17 protein-coding genes are annotated in these 20,371 nt (G+C 43.4%); 8 read left to right on the top strand and 9 right to left on the bottom strand.

What is annotated here, in order from left to right:
* The first annotated feature begins 173 nt into the window (after positions 1-173).
* The gene (locus tag QUF78_RS22605) at positions 174-302 is read left to right on the top strand and encodes a hypothetical protein (protein WP_289314924.1); all 129 of its coding nucleotides are present in this window, start codon (positions 174-176) and stop codon (positions 300-302) included.
* A gap of 387 nt (positions 303-689) precedes the next feature.
* Here the strand turns inward: QUF78_RS22605 and QUF78_RS22600 are convergent, their stop codons facing one another.
* Positions 690-857, bottom strand: coding sequence for a hypothetical protein (locus tag QUF78_RS22600; protein WP_289326445.1), 168 nt, complete (start codon positions 855-857; stop codon positions 690-692).
* Positions 858-1,180: 323 nt separating this feature from the next.
* On the opposite strand from QUF78_RS22600, the gene QUF78_RS22595 reads away from it, so the two are divergent.
* Positions 1,181-2,638, top strand: a complete 1,458-nt coding sequence (locus QUF78_RS22595) for a protein adenylyltransferase SelO (RefSeq protein ID WP_289326444.1) — start codon at positions 1,181-1,183, stop codon at positions 2,636-2,638.
* 109 nt (positions 2,639-2,747) lie between these two features.
* Here QUF78_RS22595 and QUF78_RS22590 read toward each other — a convergent pair whose 3' ends face one another.
* Complete coding sequence (locus QUF78_RS22590) at positions 2,748-3,176, bottom strand: MarR family winged helix-turn-helix transcriptional regulator (protein ID WP_289326443.1); 429 nt, start codon at positions 3,174-3,176, stop codon at positions 2,748-2,750.
* 120 nt (positions 3,177-3,296) lie between these two features.
* Between QUF78_RS22590 and QUF78_RS22585 the strand changes: the two genes are divergently transcribed.
* Together QUF78_RS22585 and QUF78_RS22580 are read left to right on the top strand one after the other, a co-directional pair.
* Positions 3,297-3,884, top strand: coding sequence for an NAD(P)H-dependent oxidoreductase (locus QUF78_RS22585; RefSeq protein WP_289326442.1), 588 nt, complete (start codon positions 3,297-3,299; stop codon positions 3,882-3,884).
* A 502-nt stretch (positions 3,885-4,386) separates the two neighbouring features.
* Positions 4,387-6,477 (top strand): Ig-like domain-containing protein, encoded by a 2,091-nt coding sequence (locus QUF78_RS22580; RefSeq protein WP_289326441.1) that lies wholly within the window; start codon positions 4,387-4,389, stop codon positions 6,475-6,477.
* A gap of 179 nt (positions 6,478-6,656) precedes the next feature.
* Here the strand turns inward: QUF78_RS22580 and QUF78_RS22575 are convergent, their stop codons facing one another.
* The 7 genes from QUF78_RS22575 to nikC form a co-directional block, all read right to left on the bottom strand.
* Complete coding sequence (locus QUF78_RS22575) at positions 6,657-7,988, bottom strand: SLC5/6 family protein (RefSeq protein WP_289326440.1); 1,332 nt, start codon at positions 7,986-7,988, stop codon at positions 6,657-6,659.
* Between the two features lie 3 nt (positions 7,989-7,991).
* Positions 7,992-8,690 (bottom strand): AraC family transcriptional regulator, encoded by a 699-nt coding sequence (locus tag QUF78_RS22570; protein WP_289314935.1) that lies wholly within the window; start codon positions 8,688-8,690, stop codon positions 7,992-7,994.
* On the bottom strand, positions 8,687-9,448 hold the full coding sequence (locus tag QUF78_RS22565) for a sensor histidine kinase (protein WP_289326439.1): 762 nt from the start codon (positions 9,446-9,448) through the stop codon (positions 8,687-8,689). Before QUF78_RS22565 ends, QUF78_RS22570 begins: the two co-directional genes overlap by 4 nt.
* An 88-nt stretch (positions 9,449-9,536) precedes the next feature.
* Entirely contained in the window at positions 9,537-10,523 is a 987-nt protein-coding gene (locus QUF78_RS22560) for an ABC transporter ATP-binding protein (RefSeq protein ID WP_289326438.1), read from the bottom strand.
* 2 nt (positions 10,524-10,525) lie between these two features.
* Entirely contained in the window at positions 10,526-11,548 is a 1,023-nt protein-coding gene (locus QUF78_RS22555) for an ABC transporter ATP-binding protein (RefSeq protein ID WP_430103539.1), read from the bottom strand.
* A gap of 12 nt (positions 11,549-11,560) precedes the next feature.
* Entirely contained in the window at positions 11,561-12,481 is a 921-nt protein-coding gene (nikB, locus tag QUF78_RS22550) for a nickel ABC transporter permease (protein WP_289326436.1), read from the bottom strand.
* Between the two features lie 12 nt (positions 12,482-12,493).
* Entirely contained in the window at positions 12,494-13,396 is a 903-nt protein-coding gene (gene nikC, locus QUF78_RS22545) for a nickel transporter permease (protein ID WP_289326435.1), read from the bottom strand.
* Positions 13,397-13,607: 211 nt separating this feature from the next.
* Between nikC and QUF78_RS22540 the strand changes: the two genes are divergently transcribed.
* The 4 genes from QUF78_RS22540 (at position 13,608) to QUF78_RS22525 (ending at position 19,913) form a co-directional block, all read left to right on the top strand.
* On the top strand, positions 13,608-15,164 hold the full coding sequence (locus tag QUF78_RS22540) for a glutathione ABC transporter substrate-binding protein (RefSeq protein ID WP_289326434.1): 1,557 nt from the start codon (positions 13,608-13,610) through the stop codon (positions 15,162-15,164).
* 66 nt (positions 15,165-15,230) lie between these two features.
* Positions 15,231-16,739 carry an amidohydrolase family protein gene (locus tag QUF78_RS22535; protein ID WP_289326433.1) on the top strand — a complete coding sequence of 503 codons (1,509 nt, stop codon included), beginning with the start codon at positions 15,231-15,233 and terminating at the stop codon, positions 16,737-16,739.
* Between the two features lies 1 nt (position 16,740).
* Complete coding sequence (locus QUF78_RS22530) at positions 16,741-18,246, top strand: amidohydrolase family protein (protein ID WP_289326432.1); 1,506 nt, start codon at positions 16,741-16,743, stop codon at positions 18,244-18,246.
* 101 nt (positions 18,247-18,347) lie between these two features.
* Positions 18,348-19,913, top strand: a complete 1,566-nt coding sequence (locus QUF78_RS22525; RefSeq protein ID WP_289326431.1) for a glutathione ABC transporter substrate-binding protein — start codon at positions 18,348-18,350, stop codon at positions 19,911-19,913.
* The last annotated feature ends 458 nt before the right edge of the window (positions 19,914-20,371 follow it).

Raw genomic sequence — 20,371 nt, 5'->3', positions numbered from 1 at the left:
TACCCCTTAAAAGTCTGAATATTAAAATTATTTTCATGGATTTATCATTTTGGCTACATGGCTGTTTAGTGGGTTCAATCTTATAATTATAAATTATCAGTCGCTTACTTACTAACGAAAAATGAAAAAATACAAATTAGGCACACAGCCATTATAACAAATAGAAATGATGGATGAAGAAAGTAACTCTATTTTTGCTGATATTCGCTTTGACTGTGGGAGGAGTATTTTTATGGCGTTTCCTCAAAGCCGACCAGGCAGCACCGGAAGAAGTATGCGATGAAAATGTACCTTACGCTTGAACGCAATGGAAAAGGAGTTGACCAAAGGTGAGTATGTGGAGAGATAGGATAAATGCCTTCAGCATCCTGCTGATGATCATTAGTATGATGGTATATATTATTTTTCCCCAGCCCTTTACCCTCATTCTGTACTGTATATTTGGCATTGCCTTTATCAGCCTGACTTTACTGAATTAAGCATATCCTGGATTAGAGAGGGATGTTGGAGACGAAACGGGAAGGAAGAAGATAGAAAAAGGTGGGGGAGGCAAGGTGAAAACATGAATCCTCCACCCGATTGGCAAGTTTCTGTTCACCTGTTTGTGAAAATCATAGATGCTATAAAAAAGCCTGCCGATTTAACGGCAGGTTTCAGACTGTAGACAAATTCGAAGAAAGCGAGTTTGCCTACAGTTTTTTTCTTTGAAAAACGGTCCAGTTGATTTCAGAAATCCGCTCCCTTTCCGCCGGCTGTCTGCCAAGCCGCATCAAAGCAACCGTCTGTGGGGTCTCGTCTAGCCAGTTATTCGGCAGGAGTGTCGCAAAATTCTTCAATCCAATGAGGGTTTCATGCATATAATCACGCTGAACAGTTTCACAATTTTAAACGGGAATAGACTAAGATATTCTTAAGCAGGAACCCAGTAAGGGTACCTGCTTTCATTATTTCTAAGGGACAGGGAGGTTATTGGCGCTTTACACAAGCGTTTTATGAAATCCCGGAAGGCGCCATTGATTTTACATGACTTTAAAAGAGCCATTTTTATCCTGAGACGGTATAATTAATTGGCAGAAGTAGACATTAAAATGGACTGCACCTGTGTTTTATGACGTTTATTAATTGAATCATGAGAGAAAGACCTTTATACAATAAAGTCAAAACACGAAAAGGAGATACCATGACAAATGAAACTGGATGGAATTTAGATAATAGTTATGCCCGTCTTCCGGAAAAATTTTTCACGAGCACGAACCCGACTCCTGTACGTTCACCGGAGTTGATCATTCTCAATGATCGTGTGGCTGCATCCCTTGGTTTGGACGTTCAAAAACTGCAAAGCGATGATGGCGTAGCGGTGTTTGCCGGCAACGAGGTTCCAGAAGGTGCTTTGCCTCTTGCCCAAGCCTATGCGGGGCATCAATTCGGGCATTTTAACATGTTAGGCGACGGCCGGGCGATACTGCTTGGCGAGCAGATTTTGCCTCAAGGCGAGCGGTATGATATCCAGTTGAAGGGTCCGGGAAGAACGCCATACTCCCGCGGTGGCGATGGCCGGGCTGCACTTGGACCGATGCTGCGCGAATACATCATCAGCGAAGCGATGCACGGGCTCGGCATTCCTACCACCCGAAGTCTGGCAGTGGTGACGACGGGTGAAACGGTAATCCGTGAAACCGGGCTGCCTGGTGCCATCATGACCCGTGTGGCTTCGAGTCATCTTCGTGTCGGAACCTTTCAATTCGGTGCAAAATGGGGTACGGTCGAGGAACTTCGGACCCTTGCCGACTATGCAATAAAGCGTCATTTTCCAGACATTGAAGCCGATGAAGGCCGTTATCTTGCGCTCCTTCAGGAAGTGATCAAGCGTCAGGCCAAGCTTATTGCCCAATGGCAGCTGGTAGGCTTCATTCATGGGGTGATGAATACCGACAACATGACAATTAGCGGGGAAACCATCGATTATGGCCCTTGCGCCTTCATGGATGCTTATGATCCTGCAACAGTATTCAGTTCAATTGATACTCAAGGCCGTTATGCCTATGGCAACCAGCCGGTTATCGGGGGGTGGAATCTTGCGCGATTCGCTGAATCCCTATTGCCGCTGTTGCATGATGATGAGGACCAGGCCGTTACGCTGGCCCAAGATAAGATTTCCGTTTTTAATGATCTTTATCACGCTAATTGGGTAGCGGGAATGAGAGCAAAACTGGGGATATTCAACGAAGAGACACAGGATGAAGCCCTTATTAATGGCATCCTCAGCATGATGAAAAAGCATGGTGCCGACTATACCAATACCTTCCGTGCTTTGACCTTTAATACGATGGAGGAAACGGTCCTTTTCGGGACACCTGAATTCGCTCAGTGGCAAGAGCTCTGGCAGGCGAGACTAGGCAGGCAGAAGGAATCGAAGGAATCTTCGAATCAGTTGATGCAGAACAGCAATCCTGCGGTTATCCCAAGGAACCACCGGGTGGAAGAGGCATTGGAAGCGGCAGTGGAGCAAGGGGACTACAGCGTGATGGAACGGCTTTTGGCGGTTCTTTCAAATCCTTATGCACACGGCGAGGAACAAGCTGAATACTCGACACTACCTGAGTCAACAACACCTTACCGAACCTTTTGCGGTACCTGATTATAAGTTAGTTTTATGCGTGCATGGAATTAATGAAGAGGCTCCCGCGATTGAAGTTGACCAGTTGTCAACTTCAATCACGGGAGCCTTATTTTGTGTATTCATGCCATTAGTAAAAAAGTTTTGTGTGAAGAATGTCCATGGCACGCTCAATATCCTCTAAGTCTTCCTTCGATGCATGCTGCAATCGGCTTTGGAAACGGGATTCCACGATTGCAAAGGCTTCGTTCATCATCCTTTCCCCTTCTTTCGAGAGACGGATGTATTGTTTCCTTCGATCCTCCGAATCACTTAATTTTTCAATTAGATTCTTTTCGCTTAATTTTTTCAGTTCACGGCTCGTGTTAGGCATGGAAATATGCTGACAGTCACTGATTTCACTTGGAGTGACAGGCTGACTGACTGTAATGTATTCAAGAATATTATATTGAACCGGAGTGATCGAATCAGATTTAGCATGTTGTGTTAATTCGTGCGTCACTTGATGTACGGAAGTTGTAAATGAGACCCATTTATCAAAAAGAGCTTTGTTGTCCATAACTTTCACCTCTACAGAGAAGATAACAAAAGTGTTATCAAAATACAATTATCATTTGACAACAAAAAACAGGGAGTGCTATATTATTGTTATCAAATGATAAGTAAATAGGGGGGCCTCATGAACATTTTGGTCATTTACACATATCCAAATCATAAGAGTTTAAGCTATGCCTTTTTACAAAAAGTCATCATAGGTAGTAAGGAGAACACCAACATAAAGGGGCTGCAGGTGTTGGATTTATATGCTGAGGGATTTAATCCACTCTTGGAGTTCAATGAGCATAAACGAAGGCGTGATATGCATCGTGATCCTCAGCTTGAAAAATATAGAAACCAGATTACTTGGGCCGACAAGATTGTCTTTGTCTATCCGATTTGGTGGGGGAGGCCTCCTGCCATGCTCATGGGATACATTGATCAATTATTTTCTGCGAATTTTGCCTACAGGGATAAGAAGGGACTGTTACCAGAAGGTCTTCTAAAAGGAAAGTCGGTCGTATGTGTGTCCACGATGAAGGGCCCTGCAAAGTATCCACTTTTCTGGTTGAATGATGCCCATAAAATATTGATGAAGAGAGCGTTATTCAATTTTGTCGGAATCAAAAAAGTGAAGTTTTTCGAATTCGGTAATATGGAAAGTCCGAAGGGGAAACAAACCCAAAAACTAGAAAAGGTTTATCGGTACTTCAAAAAGGTGGATAGCTAAGTTTTTACGAGATTAATAGTGTTACTTGATTTTTATATTATCGGTGAACCTTGATTTAAAGGGTTAAGAGTCTAGGTTTATGTTTATAAAGATCAAAACTCCAGACTGTAGACAAACTAGATAATAATTGATTTTGCCTACAGTTTTTTTGAGGGTTTTTAAAATAAGAACGTTGCCTCCAGGCACTCGCTTTCCGCCTGCGGGGTCTCCCTTGGACGAGCTTTTCCCGCAGGAGTCTCGCATCTTCCGTTCCAGTCCACTTTGTTTTTTTGTCTCCAAAACTGCCTTGATCTATATAGATCAAGCTCTTTTTATTTGTTGTGTTATAGACTCCCTCAAGACCTACGGAGCCAAATGCACGCAGGTCACTTCTGAATATGTGAATGGTAAAAATATTTCCAAAAATACCATACAGTAACATGGATTTATTGCATAATGAATATATGGAATTGTTGATATACTTATTGGTTGTAAAAATTTTAATCAGAAAGATGGTTTACTTATGAAGAGGAATTTATTTATTAAAGTGATTGTCATGTTGGTACTATCACTATCGATTGGGTTAGGAAGTAAGACGGCACAGGCTGTAAGTAGTCAATCTTTAAGTGATGGGACATATACAGCAGGGATGGATATATCTGCAGGATTAACTAAATTCAGTATCCCTGAAGGTGCGGCTGCCATTTCCATCAGCAGAGGAAATAACGATATCATTTTTGAAACGCTTAGTGATGATGGGTACTCGTCCAAACGATTTACCGTAAGTTTAATAGAAGGAGACAAAATAGATGTCAATCTCTATGATGCTTCTACTGTAGAGGTACAGCAAATCCCGAAACTGGATTTAAAAAGTGTATCTGCAGGTTATTATGAGGTCGGTACTGATATTCCGGCTGGAACTTATACATTGGACATCGATCGCCCAATGGATGACTATGATACGGCATATATAGACATTTTTGATGAAAGCTATAATGAAAAAGATTCCTTCAGCCTCTATTATGAAGATGATGCTTTGGAGTATAAGCTTTCAGAGGGAGAAAAAGTCTATATCTCATCTTTAATCGGTACGATGAGTTTTAAAGAAAAGATCCTTGTTCCTCAAAGTATCTCGTTAAGTAAGTCCAGCTTGTCCCTAGTGGTAAACCGAACCGAACAGTTAAGGGCTACGGTAAACCCTTCTACTGCCGTTAATAAAAGCGTCAGCTGGACAACCAGTAATCCGGAAATTGCGACAGTGGATACGAAAGGCAACGTAAAAGCACGTAAAGCTGGCAGTGCGACCCTGACCGTTACAGCAAATGGTGATGCTTCCATTAAAAAAAGTATTCAAGTTACGGTGACGAACATTGTACCAACCAGTTTGAAGTTAAGTAAATCCACATTGAATATTACAAATAATCAAACTGTAAAAGTAACTGCGACGGTAGCTCCGGCTGATGCGGCGAATAAAACGGTTTTATGGAAAAGTTCAAATGCAAAAGTCGCAAAAGTGGATTCAAAAGGCAACATCAAAGGAATGGCCAACGGATCCGCTACCATAACGGCGACTGCAAAAGATAACATGAAAGTGATGAAAACGGTAGCTGTAAAAGTTTCTGCTAAAACAGTAAAAGTAAATAAAACGAGTTTATCCATTACAGCAGGCAAGACTGGAACACTGACTGCAACCGTTTCACCCTCTGATAGTACAGATAAAACCGTGAAGTGGAAATCCGCTTCCACCAAAATTGCAACGGTGGATAGCAAAGGGAAGGTAACCGGTAAGGCAAAAGGAGCGACAACAGTTACGGCAACTGTCAAGGGTGCAAAGGATGTAAAGGTAAAAGTAACGGTTACAGCTCCGATCATGGCAAAATCAGTTAAGCTGAACAAGACTTCCGCTACTATATATAAGGGTAAAACCTTAACTTTATCTGCAACGGTAAGCCCAAGCAATACAACGAATAAAACAGTGAAATGGAAATCTTCCAATTCTAAAATAGCGAAAGTGGATAGTAAAGGGAAAGTGACGGCTGTAGGTGTAGGGACGGCCAAGATTACAGTGACCACTATAAATGGTAAAGCAAGTACAACTACGATTCATGTACCTTATAGTAAAAGTTTAAGTGCAGGGAAGTGGAAAGCAGGCAAAGATTTACCAGCAGGCCGTTATAAAATCACTACGAAATCGGGCAGTGGTAATTTATTTATCGGTATGAATACCTACGACCGTGTTGTAAATGAGATTCTATCAAGTGAAGATGATGGTTTTGGCGTAACCGTTGTTACAACGGATATAAAATCGGGGGATAGTATTGAAATTTCTGGATTAGACAGTGTCCAGTTTGTCAAAGTCACTAATGTTAAATCGAATACATTGCATGCTGGATACTGGACAGTCGGTAAAGATATAAATGCGGGAAAATATAAAATAACGACAACCAGTTCATCAGGGAATTTAATTATATACAGGGGACAAAATTTACTTGTAAATGAAATCCTTTCAAATGAACGTGATGATTATTCGGTAACAAGCGTGACCACCACACTAAAAACAGGAGATCGCATTTATATTTCCGGTTTGAATAAGGTGAGTTTCTCGAAAAGGTAATTCGTAAGTGAAATGGATGATCCTTCTTCTTTAACTTTGGGTTGCCGACTTTATGTCGGCAACTTTTTTTACATGTAACAGGTTGCATCGTTAGGTGAAATAACGGCTATATGAGCCAGGTTCATCATACGCTTTAATGGAAGCTATATCGTTTTCGAAATCCAATGAGTCGGCCTTCGTCATACATGCCGTTTTGTTATTACGGATCTCCATTTGTTCTTGATGAACGTAAGGATCGTACAAATCACTATGATGGTCAATGAAGCCAATCCGCTAAACCATATGCTTTGGAATTCACTTACATAAGGCTGGATGATGTATGAAGCGGCAATGGCCAAGACCGCGCTTATCGGTATGAAATCAGCGATTTTCCCTTTACTGAATACGATTACCAGAATGGGTGCCAGCAATGCTGAGTATACATTGCCTGAATAAAATAAGAGCTCTAACAGGTTTGGGGAATAGAAGAGCGTAGCTACGAAAATCAATCCACCAATACAGACTGAAAGCAGGCAGGCCATCCTTATTTTTTGCTGGTCGCTTTTTTGGGTTTGGAAGGGTTCAAGAATATTGGCGACGATCAGGCTTACCAATGAATGCAGGCAGGCACCGAATGTCGAGGTGATTGCACTGAAAGCACAGAGCACAAAAAGGACGAAAAAGAATGGAGTCGTTATCTTGTTTGCCAATCCAGCCAAAATCGAGTGTATATCAGTGAATCCGCCCGTAAAGATAACCATTATGAACAGGGATGAAAACGAGAGCGGGAAAATGATCCATATAAGGCCGGATAAAGAAAATGTCAATCGAACCTTTTTCATTTCCATCATAAATAATCGCTGCCATGATGTCAGGTCAAAGAAAAACTGGCCGAATCCAACAAGAAGTCCTGCAAAAAGAAAACTCCATAGATCATACTTATTGATAACCAGCATGTAAGGATGGTATAAACGAATCCCATCATAAACAGGCTGAATGCCTTCCTTGACGAAAAAGTATAAAGGAATTAAGATAACGGCGGCAAACATGAAGACGACTTGAAAAGCTGCGAATCGATGAATGAGCTTTAACCCGCCGAAACCAGCAAAAAGAACACAAAAACCGTAAAAGAAGAACAGCCCGACATAGAGCGGCGTGTCGAAAAGAAACTGCAATAGGGTGGACGCGGCCATTCCCTGAATGAATAAAATGTGTAAGCTGGTCATGACGAGAATCACGATCAATATCCAATATCCCAATGGATGAAGCCGGGTTTTTAAATAGTCCCCGATGGTCAAACCGACGGGAAAATCCTGCCTGACCCTCTTCCCGATGAAACTGAACATGAACAGGGCGATCGCTCCCATCAGGGCATAGCCGATCCCTCCGAAAACTCCATACTTCACCATCGATTCAGGGGAGGATAATATCGTTGTTCCCGTCACCCAGCGTGCCAGGAGGGAGATGATCCCTAAACCCATCCCAATTTGAATGGGGCCTTGTACGTATTCTTGAAATGTACGTGGTCGCAATGTTCATTTTCCTTTCTCGCGGAACTCCTTGGGCGTGATTCCCTCTATCTTCCGGAATAAAGTGCTGAAATAATGCTGGCTATTGAAACCCGAGTTTTCAGCGACGTCTGATATGCTCCAACTGGTGTTATTGGTTAAGGCCCTTTTAGCTGCCTTTATTCTATATTGCATTAAATATTCCGAAAAGGAAGTGCCGACTTCTTCATGGAATTTCCTGCTTAAATAAGTCGGGTTTGTATGCACTTCACGGGCGATGTCCGAAAGGGAGAGTTTTTCAGCATAATTTTCATGAATGAATGAAAGGGAATGGTGAATCAGGGTTGAGTAGTTATGAGAAGACTCCCTTTTATCATACCTGGATAGCACTTTATGCAAATCGCTTTCAATTACAGGTTTCGTTAAATAATCAACTACGCCTATCCTTATGGATTGCTGGGCATAATCGAAACTTTGATGTGCGGTCACCATGATGATTTCCACTTCTTTGTTCAGTGCCCTTAGGTCTTCACCAAATTCAAGACCCGATCGCCCCGGGAGATTGATATCCAGGAAAGCGAGGTTTATTTTAAAGTTTTGGGTGAGGGTCAGTGCCTGACAGGCATCAGCAGCTTTATGAAACTTCCAAAAAGGGTATATGGACTGAATCATATATTCCATTTGTTCAAGGACCAATGGTTCGTCATCAACTAATAATACATTCATTCCGGCGCCGCCTCCTCCATTTTCTTATCATGAACCAGTGGCCATGATACCTCTACATTTGTTCCAGATTCATTAGAAGATATATTCAATTGTGCACGGTCATTGAAATACAAATATAAACGCTTTTGGATATTATCCAGTCCATGGCCGCCTTCGTTTGTAACGGAATGTCCCATTAATCCATTATCCATCACTTCGAGATACACCATCTGCGAATCCTGATGGAACCGGATATGCAGAAGGGCTTCCCCCACTTTTTTTTCCAAGCCGTGTTTAAACGAATTCTCCACTAAAGTCTGGAGAATGAAAGGGGGTACCATTGCAATTGATAATGGGTCTGGGCACTCCATATCGATCTTAAGGCGATCGCCAAAGCGAAGGGTTTGGATGTCGAGATAATGCTGAGTATACTGAATTTCCTGGGAAAGGGGGATTAATGGTTCAGTTGCTTTATATTTGAATTTCAAGAATTGCGAAAATGCCTCTAAGGCCCTTATCAGTTCAGCCGTCCTGTTCAGGCGGGCCAAGCCCAAAATGACATTTAGTGTATTAAACAAAAAGTGAGGCTGGATTTGCTGGTTCAATTTATTATATTGTGCTTCTTGAAGTGCTTGCTCCAGACGTATCTCTTTGTTTTTATTTTCAAGGAGATCGATCCGCTTCTCGAATATGAATAGAAATAAAAGAGCGATAGCTCCCATGATGGGAGCTAATATGAAGAGCATGATAATTAACGTGAATCCTTCGTAACTAAGCATGGAGAACCTCTGCTGGTTATATTTTTATATAACTTTAATTATTCTGTTTATTAGTATCATACTAAAGACCCCTTGGGAAATCTACAACTTATGACACAATGTGACAAGCCACTTGATGATTCTGTTCAGATAATTTTAGTTCGGGTGCCTCTGTTTTACAGATGTCCAATGCAAAAGGACATCGTGTATGGAAGCGGCAGCCGCTTGGAGGATCGATGGGTGAGGGGACATCACCCGTCAATAGGATCCGTTCCCTTTCATTCACTGGATTCGGTACTGGGATGGCAGATAGCAATGCTCTCGTATATGGATGCTGCGGCTGCTCGAAAATGGACTTTTTATCGGCTATTTCGACTATCTTTCCGAGATACATGACCATTACACGATCCGAGATATGTCTGACCACACCCAAATCATGTGATATGAAAAGAAAGGTAAGGTCGAACTGTCGCTGTAACGATTTTAATAAATTCAGTACTTGCGCTTGAATGGAGACATCGAGTGCAGATACGGCTTCGTCGCATATGATCAATTTTGGGTCCACTGCAAGGGCCCGTGCAATGCCGATCCGCTGTCTCTGGCCGCCGCTGAATTCGTGCGGATATCTTTCCATGGATTCAGGTCTCAGCCCGACATGTCCCAATAATTCTTCAATCCTGCTCTTTCGTTTTTCTTTAGGGACTACATTTTGTATGGCTAAGGCTTCTCCGAGAATTTTCCCTATGGTCTGTCTGGGGTTAAGAGAGGCAAATGGATCTTGGAAAATAACTTGCAAGTCCTTCCTGGTGCTCCTCATTTCCTTTTTTCCTAAACTCAGTAAATCCCTATCCTGAAAATGTATACTCCCGCTTGTAGGTTCATCCAATCGAAGGATCGCCCTTCCGGTAGTCGATTTTCCGCAGCCGGATTCGCCAACTATGCTTAAGGTTTCACCCTGATAGATATGGAAGCTGATGTCATCAACGGCTTTTACATGATTGACAGTTCTTCCGAAAAATCCACCCTTGATCGGAAAATATTGTTTCAATTGATCCACTTTAAGCAGAACCTTTTTCTCTGCAACTGGTACACCCATCATTAAACCCCTACCTTCTCTTGAGTGTCATATTCCTTCTCCCATTGGGGGGTGAACATCCAACAGCTGACCTGGGTGCTTGGGCCGGTCGCTTGTAGATCCGGTACGGCTTGTTCACAAATGCTCTTCGCATGTGCACAGCGGGGAGCAAAGCTGCAGCCCTTAGGCATATTGTAAGGACTCGGAACAGTCCCGGGAATTGTAGTCAATTCTTCCTGGTCCATGTCCAGACGCGGAAGGGAGTTTAATAAACCGATAGTGTAAGGATGTTTAGGATTTGTGAATATTTCCTTGGCCAATGTGTATTCAACGATTTTTCCTGCGTACATGACAGCAACCCGATCACAGGTTTCATATACGACACCCAAATCATGAGTGATCAAAATGACAGCCGTCCCGAAATCCTTTTGCAGCGTCTTAATCAGTTCCAGGATTTGGGCCTGGATCGTCACATCCAATGCTGTAGTAGGTTCATCGGCTATTAAAACCTCAGGGTGACAGGCAAGTGCCATGGCAATCATGACCCTCTGCCTCATTCCGCCGCTTAGCTCATGCGGCTCCTGTTTTGCCCTTTTTTCAGGTGAGGGGATTCCGACGAGCCGAAGCATGTCGACCGCTTTGTCCCATGCTTCTTTTTTTCCGAGATTTTGATGGAGCCGGATCGCTTCTGCAATTTGCTCACCTGCTGAATATACGGGATTCAATGATGTCATCGGTTCCTGGAATATCATCGAAATTTCATTGCCGCGTATGGACCGCATCTGTTTTTCAGTCTTCGTAAGCAGATCCTCCCCTTTAAAAAGGATGCTGCCTCCGGCAATCTTTCCGGGTGGCGATGGAATAAGCCTTAACAATGATAAGGATGTTATACTTTTGCCGCTTCCCGACTCCCCGACGATTCCAAGGGTTTCCCCTTTATTTAGGGAGAAACTGATTCCGTCGACCGCTTTACTCGTGCCTTCGTCAGTGAAAAAGTGGGTCTGCAGATTTTTTACCTCCAGTATTTTATCATCAACCTGTTTCATCATCATACCTCCTTAATTCAAATCTATTCTTTTGTTAAAGTATCGATAGAGGACATCCACTGCCAAATTCATGAATACGAAGATAACGGAAGCGATAAGGACCCCGCCCTGAACCATTGGTAAATCCCTCGTTCTGATTGCATCGACTATCAATCTCCCAAGTCCATTGATGGCAAAAACGGACTCTGTCAATACAGTACCGCCGAGGAGTGCACCGAACTGGAGGCCAACGACTGTAATGACGGGGATAAGCGCATTTTTCAGGCCATGTTTATAAATGATGACATATTCTTTTAATCCCTTGGCTCTTGCTGTCCGGATGTAGTCCTGGCGAACGACTTCGAGCATGCTCGACCTGGTCATCCTGGCAACTATGGCCGCTCCGCCGGCCCCAAGGGTTATCGCTGGCAGAATCATGTGCCTGATGGTTCCCCAACCTGAAACCGGAAACCAATGAAGGTTTACGGAAAAGAAGTAGATAAGCATCAGACCCAGCCAAAAACTAGGTAAAGAGATTCCCAGTAAAGCAACGATCATGATGGAAATGTCAGCTGCCGAGTATTGCTTGGTTGCCGAGATGATCCCTGCAAGCATACCAAGGACAACGGTTATGAAAATGCTGGCGAGTGCCAGTTCAAGGGTGATTGGCAAGCGGACCATGATTTCATCCAAAACAGGACGGCTGCTGCGGAGTGATTCCCCAAAGTCTCCTTGAACAGCATGAATGATATAGTCGACGTATTGATAAAGGATTGGGCGATCCAAGCCAAGCTCATGTCGCAGTGATTCAATCGTTTCTTTAGTCGCTCCTTCACCTGCAAGCAGTGTTGCCGGATCTCCAGGGACCATTTGCATGATGAGGAAAACAACAAGACTTACTCCTAGTAAAACCGGTATGGTTTGAAAGACCCGTCGGATTATAAATACGAACATTTTCTCTCCTCCTTATTTTTTCATTCTTGGATCCAGGGCATCTCTAAGTCCATCCCCGAAGACATTGAAACCGAGTACCAGTGTTGATATGGCTAATCCGGGAAACAAAGCGATGTGAGGGGCGCTGAACAAATAATCCCGACCGCTGCTCAACATGGCTCCCCATTCCGGTGAGGGAGGCTGGGCTCCGAGCCCCAGGAATGATAATCCTGCTGCCGATAGAATGGCTGTTGCCAGACGTAATGTAGCTTGAACGATGACGGGTGATAGAATATTCGGAAAAATGTGCTTGGTTATGATCGTGAAGTCAGTGGCTCCCAATGCACGAATGGCATCGATATATTCAAGCTTCCTGACTGACAGTGTGGAGCCGCGGACAATTCGGGCAAACATGGGTATGGAAAAGACACCGACCGCTACCATTACATTGATTAAACTTGGGCCAAGGGCACTAATGATGGCAAGTGCGAGCAATATTCCCGGGAAAGCCAGCAGAACATCGACAATCCTCATAATGACGGTATCGATCCATTTTCCGTAATAACCAGCCGTTAACCCTAGCAGAATGCCAATGAAAGCCCCGAAGAATACAGAGACAAATCCAACGGTTAATGAAAGCCGGGTTCCATATAATAATCTGCTTAAAATATCCCTTCCTTTATCATCCGTACCCATCCAATGTTCGGCCGACGGAGGCTGGAGTTTGTTGACTAAATCAATTTCATAGGGATCCTGCGGTGAAATCAAAGGTGCAAAGATAGCCAATAAAATATAAAAAAGTACGATATATCCGCCTATCAATGCCAGTTTATTTCTCTTGAATTTTTTATAAAAGGCTTTCCAGTGGCTTAGTTTTGGAGATTTTTTTTCGTTTACCTTCAATTCGGTATTATTAATGACAATCTCTGGCTTCATTGCACTTCCTCCTTTTCTTTCATTAAATTTATTCAAAATAGGTATTGAAGTAAATATGATGCGGAAAAGCAGTAAAGATAATTAAAAAATGTGTAAAGATTCTGAAAATATAAAATTCGGTTTTTTTTTATAATTTGAAGTAAGCCCGATGTACTCATAGCTGAAAGTTACTTGGAGAAAACAAAGGCAGGTTGAAAAGGGAGGAAATAGAATGAGAAAAAGTATGATGGGGTTACTGTTTGCATCGTTATTAGGCATCTCATCCGTTTTATCTGGGTGTGCAGCAGATCAAACCGGCAGCAAGGAACCAGAAGGAAAAGCGAAAGAAGGAGGTACACTGATCGTCGCGAGATTATCTGACGCGACCATCCTGGATCCTCATTTCATAACAGACATTCCATCAGCAAACGTCGTTTATGAAAAGGTTTATCAAACGTTGGTCGTTCCTGATAAAAACATGGATCCTAAACCGCTGCTGGCAAAAGAGTGGAAACAACTGGATGATGTCACTTGGGAATTTAAATTGCAAGAGGGAGTCAAATTCCATGATGGAGCTCCATTCAATGCCGAAGCGGTGAAAACCAATTTCGACAGGATACTTGATCCGGCAACAGCTTCTCCGCAGGCTGGTAAATTGGAAATGATCAAAGAAATTAAAGTGGTTGACGAAACGACCGTACAATTCAAGCTGAAATATCCTTATGCACCGCTGTTATCGATTTTAGTGAGTAATGAAGGAAGCATCATCAGCCCTAAAGCGATTAAGGAACATAGTGACAAGCTAGGTCAAAACCCGGTTGGGACAGGGCCATTCGTTTTTAAATCGTGGAAGCCAGGTGAAGAGATCGCACTTTCGAAAAACGAGGAATACTGGGGGGATGAACCGAAGATTGATGGCGTAGTATTCAAGGTTGTCCCTGAAGATGCCACGAGGATTGCGATGATTGAAACCGGTGAAGCACATGTGACCGATCAAGTGCCAGTGACTGAGATTGATAGGATCGAAGCATCGGACACGATGAATTTATATCGCACGGAGGGACTTGCGGTTGAGTACCTAAGCTTCAATGTTAAGAAAAAACCTTTCGATGATGTACGTGTCCGTAAAGCGGTCGCTCATGCCATCGAGGTCGATTCGATTATTAAAGGGGTTTATAACGATGTCGGTACGAGGGCAAATTCGACAATGAGCCCAAAAGTGTTTGGCTATGATCCGGATATAAAAGGCTACGACTATGATATTAATGAATCGAAGAAGCTCTTGACTGAGGCAGGGGTCAAGGATGGCTTGGAGTTTACATTGACGACGAGTGACCGTAAGGAAAGGATTAATATGGCCGAGGTGATTCAATCCCAGTTAAAAGGAATTGGAATCAAGGTCAAGATTCAAGTCCTTGAGTATGGGGCTTACATTGATGCGACCGCTAAAGGCGAGCACCAGGTATCGATAGGCGGCTGGGGCAATGCTACCGGGGATGGAGATTATAACCAATTCAATCTTTTTGATAGCAAATCCCAAGGTGCTGCTGGAAACAGTTCATTCTATAGCAACCCGGAAGTGGACAAATTGATTGAAAGTGCACGTAAAGAATCGGATGGAGATAAACGTAAGGAACTATATTCGAAGGCACAGGAAATTGAAAGGGAAGAAGTTCCATATGTTCCTATCCGTAACTATGAACATTTGGCGGTATATGGTGGGACGGTTAAAGGGCTTTGGCTGAATCCGGCAAATTATTTAATGCTTGATGACGTAACCGTGAAGTAGGGAAATCATCAAAAAAGGGAGGCAGCATAAGGATGTTATGCTGTCTTCTCAATTAGGAGGGGAAATATGATAGATTTACTGCTAATCCATGGAACCGTGATAACCATGGATCAAAACAGGAGAATTCTGCAGGATGGCGCCATCGCCATTAATCAAGGAAGGATTTTAGCCGTTGATTCAACCGAAAAACTGAAATTGAAGTATGAGGCTGTAAAAGTCATTGATTGCAGCCATCAGTGTATATTGCCCGGATTAATAGATGTTCATGGTCATGGGGGACATTCCATGTTCAAAACGATTGCAATGGAGAATATTGATTTTTGGATGCCCATCATGACAAATACGTACAAGCATTTTGTTACGGATGACTTTTGGTATTACGAAGGAAAGCTGTCCTCCCTTGAGAGATTAAAGGCGGGAGTGACAACCGGGGTGAGCGTTTTAGGATCCATGCCACGATCCGATGAACCGATTTTCGCCATCAATCATGCAAAAGCATACGCCGAAGTGGGAATCAGGGAAGTGGTTTGCACGGGTCCTTGCAACCCTCCATGGCCCCATTCATTCAGCCGGTGGATTGACGGAAAGAGAGTGGTGAAGGAAGTTTCCTATGAAGAAGTATTGAAGGGGGCGGAAGCGGTGATCGAGGCACTGAACCATGCGAATGAAGACCGCACGAGAGCCTTCATTACACCATTTGTCATTGTGACATCCGTTGATCCTTCCAATCCCACATCACCTGACAGGCTTTATGGGCTGAATGATCATGATCTTTATCAAGCGAAGAAAATAAGGGAGATTGCCAGGAAATATAACACAAGGATACACTCCGATGCCTTTGGCGGGATGATTCATTTAGCGATACAGGATAAGGAAAATGCCCTATTGGGTCCGGATGTCCATTTACAGCATTGTCGGGGCATTTCCTTCGATGAAGCAAGAATACTGGCAGAAACAGGTACCAACGTCAGTGCATCACCTGGATTTGGACAGGTTCATGCACGCACCCCGATAACTGAATTATTGGAGATGGGTGCAACTGTGGCGATCTCCACGGATGGGACTTCCCCTTCCACAAGTTTCGATATGTTTCAGGCAATGAGGAAAACGCAGTTCGTTCACCAGGCAGCCCTTAGGGACTACTATTATTTACCCCCAGGCAAACTGTTGGAAATGATCACGAAAGATGCTGCGAAATGCATTGGCTGGGATGATGAAATAGGCTCCCTGGAGATCGGAAAAAAAGCGGATGTCATTACGGTCAATCTGCATCAGCCTCATCTGACCCCTGAATTCATGCATGTTCACCGGCTTGTTTTCCAAGCAGTGGCGAATGATGTGGAGCATGTCATCGTGGATGGGAAATTGATCATGGAAGGGAGGAATGTACGGACGGTTCATGAAAGTACAGTGCTGAACGAAGCGAATGAAGAGGCCTTTTCAACGATAAAGCGTGCCGGGCTCGAAAAGTATATGCAGCCGACGAAATATTTCTGGGGACATGCCAGGGCATATGTAGATGAAAAAAGATATGACGAACGAGAAGGCGCTGCCTCAATGAGGAAAGGGGAATAAGATGAAAACCAAGCTTAAAGGAAGATATGTAATTGGGTATGACGGGTGCGATCATGTCATTTTGGAAAATGCAGAGATCGTTTATGAAAAAGACACGATTCTGTATGTCGGAAAAAATTATCCGGAAGAAGTGGACGAGGTAATGGATGCCGGTAACGCCATTATCAGTCCCGGGTTCATCGATTTAAATGCATTAGGGGACATTGACCATGATATTTTACATTTTGAAGCCGGTTCCAACAGACAGAAAAACCTTCTCTGGTCAGAGAATCATATACAAAGCGGACATCCCGAATTAATGACCGAGGAAGAAGAATCCTTTAAATCTTTATATGCTTATTCACAACTCATTCTTCATGGTGTGACGACGGCCATGCCCATCACTTCCGTTTTTTATAAAAGCTGGGCCGAAACCTATGAAGAATTGGCAGCTGCGGCAAAACATGCAGCTGAATTGGGGTTAAGGATTTACCTGGGACCAAGTTTCCAATCAGGAATGAGAGTCGTCGAGCCTAACGGAAATATAAAACTGCATTGGGATGAAAAGGCCGGGGAAGCGGGATTGCGGAAAGCGGTGGAGTTTGTAGAAAAATTCGATGGAGCCCATGGAGGCATGGTCAGAGGGATGCTCGCTCCAGAACGTATAGAGTCTCAAACTGCAGAGCAATTAAAACAGATCAAATATTACAGTGGAAAATTGGATGTACCGATAAAGCTCCATGCTGCACAAGGAAGTTTTGAATTCAATACCATATGGGAAGCTTATCGTGTCACACCGATCAGATATTTGTACGACCTTGGCTTTCTGGGTCCAAGAACAGGGATACCGCATGCCCATTTTGTTTCAGGATACAGTGGAGCGAAATATGGACAGGGGGATGACTTGGCGCTGCTAAGAGAAACGAATACAACAGTGATTCATTGCCCTCTGATTATCGGGAGGCATGGGGAGGCGTTGGAATCATTCGCTAAATATAAAAGGGCAGGGATAAATATCGCGCTTGGAACGGACACCTTCCCTCCGGATATGTTTCAGAACGTCAGGACAGGCAGCATGCTCTCACGGATGGTGGAAAGAGAAGCGGAAGGCTCTGCATTTGCCGATTTCTTTCGGTCAGCCACTCTTGATGCGGCGGCTTTTCTTGGCAGGAACGATCTTGGCCGCATTGCAGCAGGGGCCAAGGCTGATATCATTGCGATTGATTTGGACAGTTATCATATGGGTGTAATCGATGATCCCATTCGAACCATGTTCGTAAGCGGATCAGGAAGAGACGTTAAATTATCCATCATAAATGGAAAAGTAGTCATGAAGGATCAAAAAATCCCCAATCTTGATTTAATGGAAATCAAATATAAGGGGCAAAAGTATTTCGATAAGATGAGAAGAGGATATATGGAAAGAGATTATCAGAAGCTTCCTGAGAAAGAATTGTTTAAGCCATCATTTAAGGTCGTCGAATCGATAAGCGATACAGAAGTGAAAACCATTTACGAAAACAAGTAAAGAAAATGAAAAACATAGTAAAGATTTTCAAAATAAATAGTCAGAATATTTCCTATAATTAGATAAATGCTCAATTAAATGAAATCGGGAGGTCGAAGTCGATGGGGTTAAAACGTGGAACAGGAAAGCTTTTTCTAGTCATGATCATGGTTATCATAATTACGGGCTGTTCTTCTAACAATGATGTAAGCAAAACGGCAAATGATCAAAGCAAAGCATCAAACGAAGGGGGTACATTGGTTATTGCCCGTTTGTCCGACGCTGAGAATTTGGATCAGCAGTTCATGTCCACGATTAACGCCGCTAGTGTCACTCACCATAAAATCTATGAAGGTCTTGTACAACGGGATGAGAATAGTGAGATACAGCCAATGCTAGCAGAAAAATGGAAGCAAATAAATGACACGACCTGGGAATTCAAGCTTAGGGAAGACGTAACGTTTCATGATGGCACGCCTTTTAATGCAGATGCAGTAAAAAAGACGTTTGATCGACTATTGGATCCAAAGGTCGCTTCTCCTAGAGCGGTAGTATTCGATATGGTAAAAGAGGTGAAACCGATTGATGAATTTACCGTGCAATTCATTCTGAAGGAACCTTTTTCCCCGCTCCTTTCCATATTGGCGAATCACGAAGGCGGCATCATCAGTCCGAAAACAATTGAAAAGTTTGGCAAAAAGATCATCCAGGAACCGAATGGAACCGGTCCTTTCGTTTTTGATTCATGGTCCCCAGGGCAAGAAATCACATTGATGAAAAACAAAAGCTATTGGGGAGATAAGCCAAAATTGGACAAGGTCATCTTCAAGGTCGTCCCTGAAGATTCAACGAGGATATCGATGATTGATACCGGTGAAGCGCAGATTGCTGAACCTCTTCCTGTAGCTGTCATGGACCAGGTGGAATCTTCACCGGCAATGGATGTTTACCGCAGTGAAGGGTATGGCACCGAATATTTAGGGTTCAATGTCAATAATGAACCGTTCAATGATGTCCGGGTCAGAAAAGCCATTGCCCATGCCATAGAAATGGATTCGATCATCAAGGGTGTCTTCAATAATGTGGGAGTAAAGGCGAACTCATTGATGGGCTCTAAAGTATTCGGGTACAACGAAGATTTGGAAGCCTATGAATACAATCTGAAAGAAGCAAAGAAACTGATGGCTGAAGCTGGATATTCAAAAGGTTTGGATGCGACCATCCTGACGATGGACAGTAAGGAAAGAGTGAACTTGGCTGAAGTCCTGCAATCCCAACTAAAAGGGATTGGAATTAATTTGAAGGTACAGGTCATGGAGTACGGTTCGTTCGTGGAACAAGTGAATAAAGGGCAATCGGAAATGTTCATCATCAGTTGGAGAAACGCGACCGGAGATGCTGATTATAATCAATATAATCTTTTTCATACGGATTCACAGGGGGCGGCTGGAAATACATTCTTTTACAGCAATCCAAAGGTTGACAGTTTAATAGATGCTGCCAGAAGAGAAAAGGAAGAAGGGAAACGTAAAGAACTATACGCAGAGGCACAGGAAATCGAGATGGGTGACACCCCGTATATTCCTGTAAGGGTCATTGAAAATGTTGCTGCAGTCGCGACAGAAGTAAAAGGGTTTTCGATCAGCCCTTCAGGCTATTTGGATATAAATGACGTAACGATAAAATGACGGTCGAATAAAGTTCCTCAACGGTCGAATAAAGTGTTGGGTAGGTCGAATGCTGTGCGTGAACGGCCGAATAATTTGTGGTTTAGGTCGATAAACTGCGTCAACGGCCCAAGACAGTGCAGCGGGTCGAATAAAGTGCTCCGGTCTTTAGGTTTTTTTACTGTAATCCTCATTGGATCGAAGAGATTTGCGACATTCCTGCCGAATTACTGGCTAGCCGAGACCCCACAGGCGCTTGCGCCGAGGATGCTTGGCAGGCAGTCGGCGGAAAGGGATTTTAAAGCAAAGTTGATTGGAACGGAAGGTGCGAGACACCTGCGGGAAAAGCGCGTCCAAGGGAGACCCCACAAGAGCAAAGACGCCGAGGAGGCTCCCGGACCGCCCGCGGAAAGCAAGTGCCTGGAGTGGAAATCAACGTCTACAAAAGAAGGGAGCGGATCTCTGAAATCAATTGAACT

The organism is Peribacillus sp. ACCC06369, assembly GCF_030348945.1.
Lineage (GTDB): Bacteria > Bacillota > Bacilli > Bacillales > DSM-1321 > Peribacillus.
Note: the sequence above shows the minus strand (reverse complement) of the source record. Positions and strands in the feature narration are given on the sequence as shown.

Excerpts from the sequence above, each read along its gene's own strand:
- QUF78_RS22605 (WP_289314924.1), top strand. The coding sequence starts at position 174 with ATGAAGAAAGTAACTCTATTTTTGCTGATATTCGCTTTGACTGTGGGA.
- QUF78_RS22600 (WP_289326445.1), bottom strand. The coding sequence starts at position 857 with ATGCATGAAACCCTCATTGGATTGAAGAATTTTGCGACACTCCTGCCG.
- QUF78_RS22595 (WP_289326444.1), top strand. The coding sequence starts at position 1,181 with ATGACAAATGAAACTGGATGGAATTTAGATAATAGTTATGCCCGTCTT.
- QUF78_RS22590 (WP_289326443.1), bottom strand. The coding sequence starts at position 3,176 with ATGGACAACAAAGCTCTTTTTGATAAATGGGTCTCATTTACAACTTCC.
- QUF78_RS22585 (WP_289326442.1), top strand. The coding sequence starts at position 3,297 with ATGAACATTTTGGTCATTTACACATATCCAAATCATAAGAGTTTAAGC.
- QUF78_RS22580 (WP_289326441.1), top strand. The coding sequence starts at position 4,387 with ATGAAGAGGAATTTATTTATTAAAGTGATTGTCATGTTGGTACTATCA.
- QUF78_RS22570 (WP_289314935.1), bottom strand. The coding sequence starts at position 8,690 with ATGAATGTATTATTAGTTGATGACGAACCATTGGTCCTTGAACAAATG.
- QUF78_RS22565 (WP_289326439.1), bottom strand. The coding sequence starts at position 9,448 with ATGCTTAGTTACGAAGGATTCACGTTAATTATCATGCTCTTCATATTA.
- QUF78_RS22560 (WP_289326438.1), bottom strand. The coding sequence starts at position 10,523 with ATGGGTGTACCAGTTGCAGAGAAAAAGGTTCTGCTTAAAGTGGATCAA.
- QUF78_RS22555 (WP_430103539.1), bottom strand. The coding sequence starts at position 11,548 with ATGAAACAGGTTGATGATAAAATACTGGAGGTAAAAAATCTGCAGACC.
- nikB (WP_289326436.1), bottom strand. The coding sequence starts at position 12,481 with ATGTTCGTATTTATAATCCGACGGGTCTTTCAAACCATACCGGTTTTA.
- nikC (WP_289326435.1), bottom strand. The coding sequence starts at position 13,396 with ATGAAGCCAGAGATTGTCATTAATAATACCGAATTGAAGGTAAACGAA.
- QUF78_RS22540 (WP_289326434.1), top strand. The coding sequence starts at position 13,608 with ATGAGAAAAAGTATGATGGGGTTACTGTTTGCATCGTTATTAGGCATC.
- QUF78_RS22535 (WP_289326433.1), top strand. The coding sequence starts at position 15,231 with ATGATAGATTTACTGCTAATCCATGGAACCGTGATAACCATGGATCAA.
- QUF78_RS22530 (WP_289326432.1), top strand. The coding sequence starts at position 16,741 with ATGAAAACCAAGCTTAAAGGAAGATATGTAATTGGGTATGACGGGTGC.
- QUF78_RS22525 (WP_289326431.1), top strand. The coding sequence starts at position 18,348 with ATGGGGTTAAAACGTGGAACAGGAAAGCTTTTTCTAGTCATGATCATG.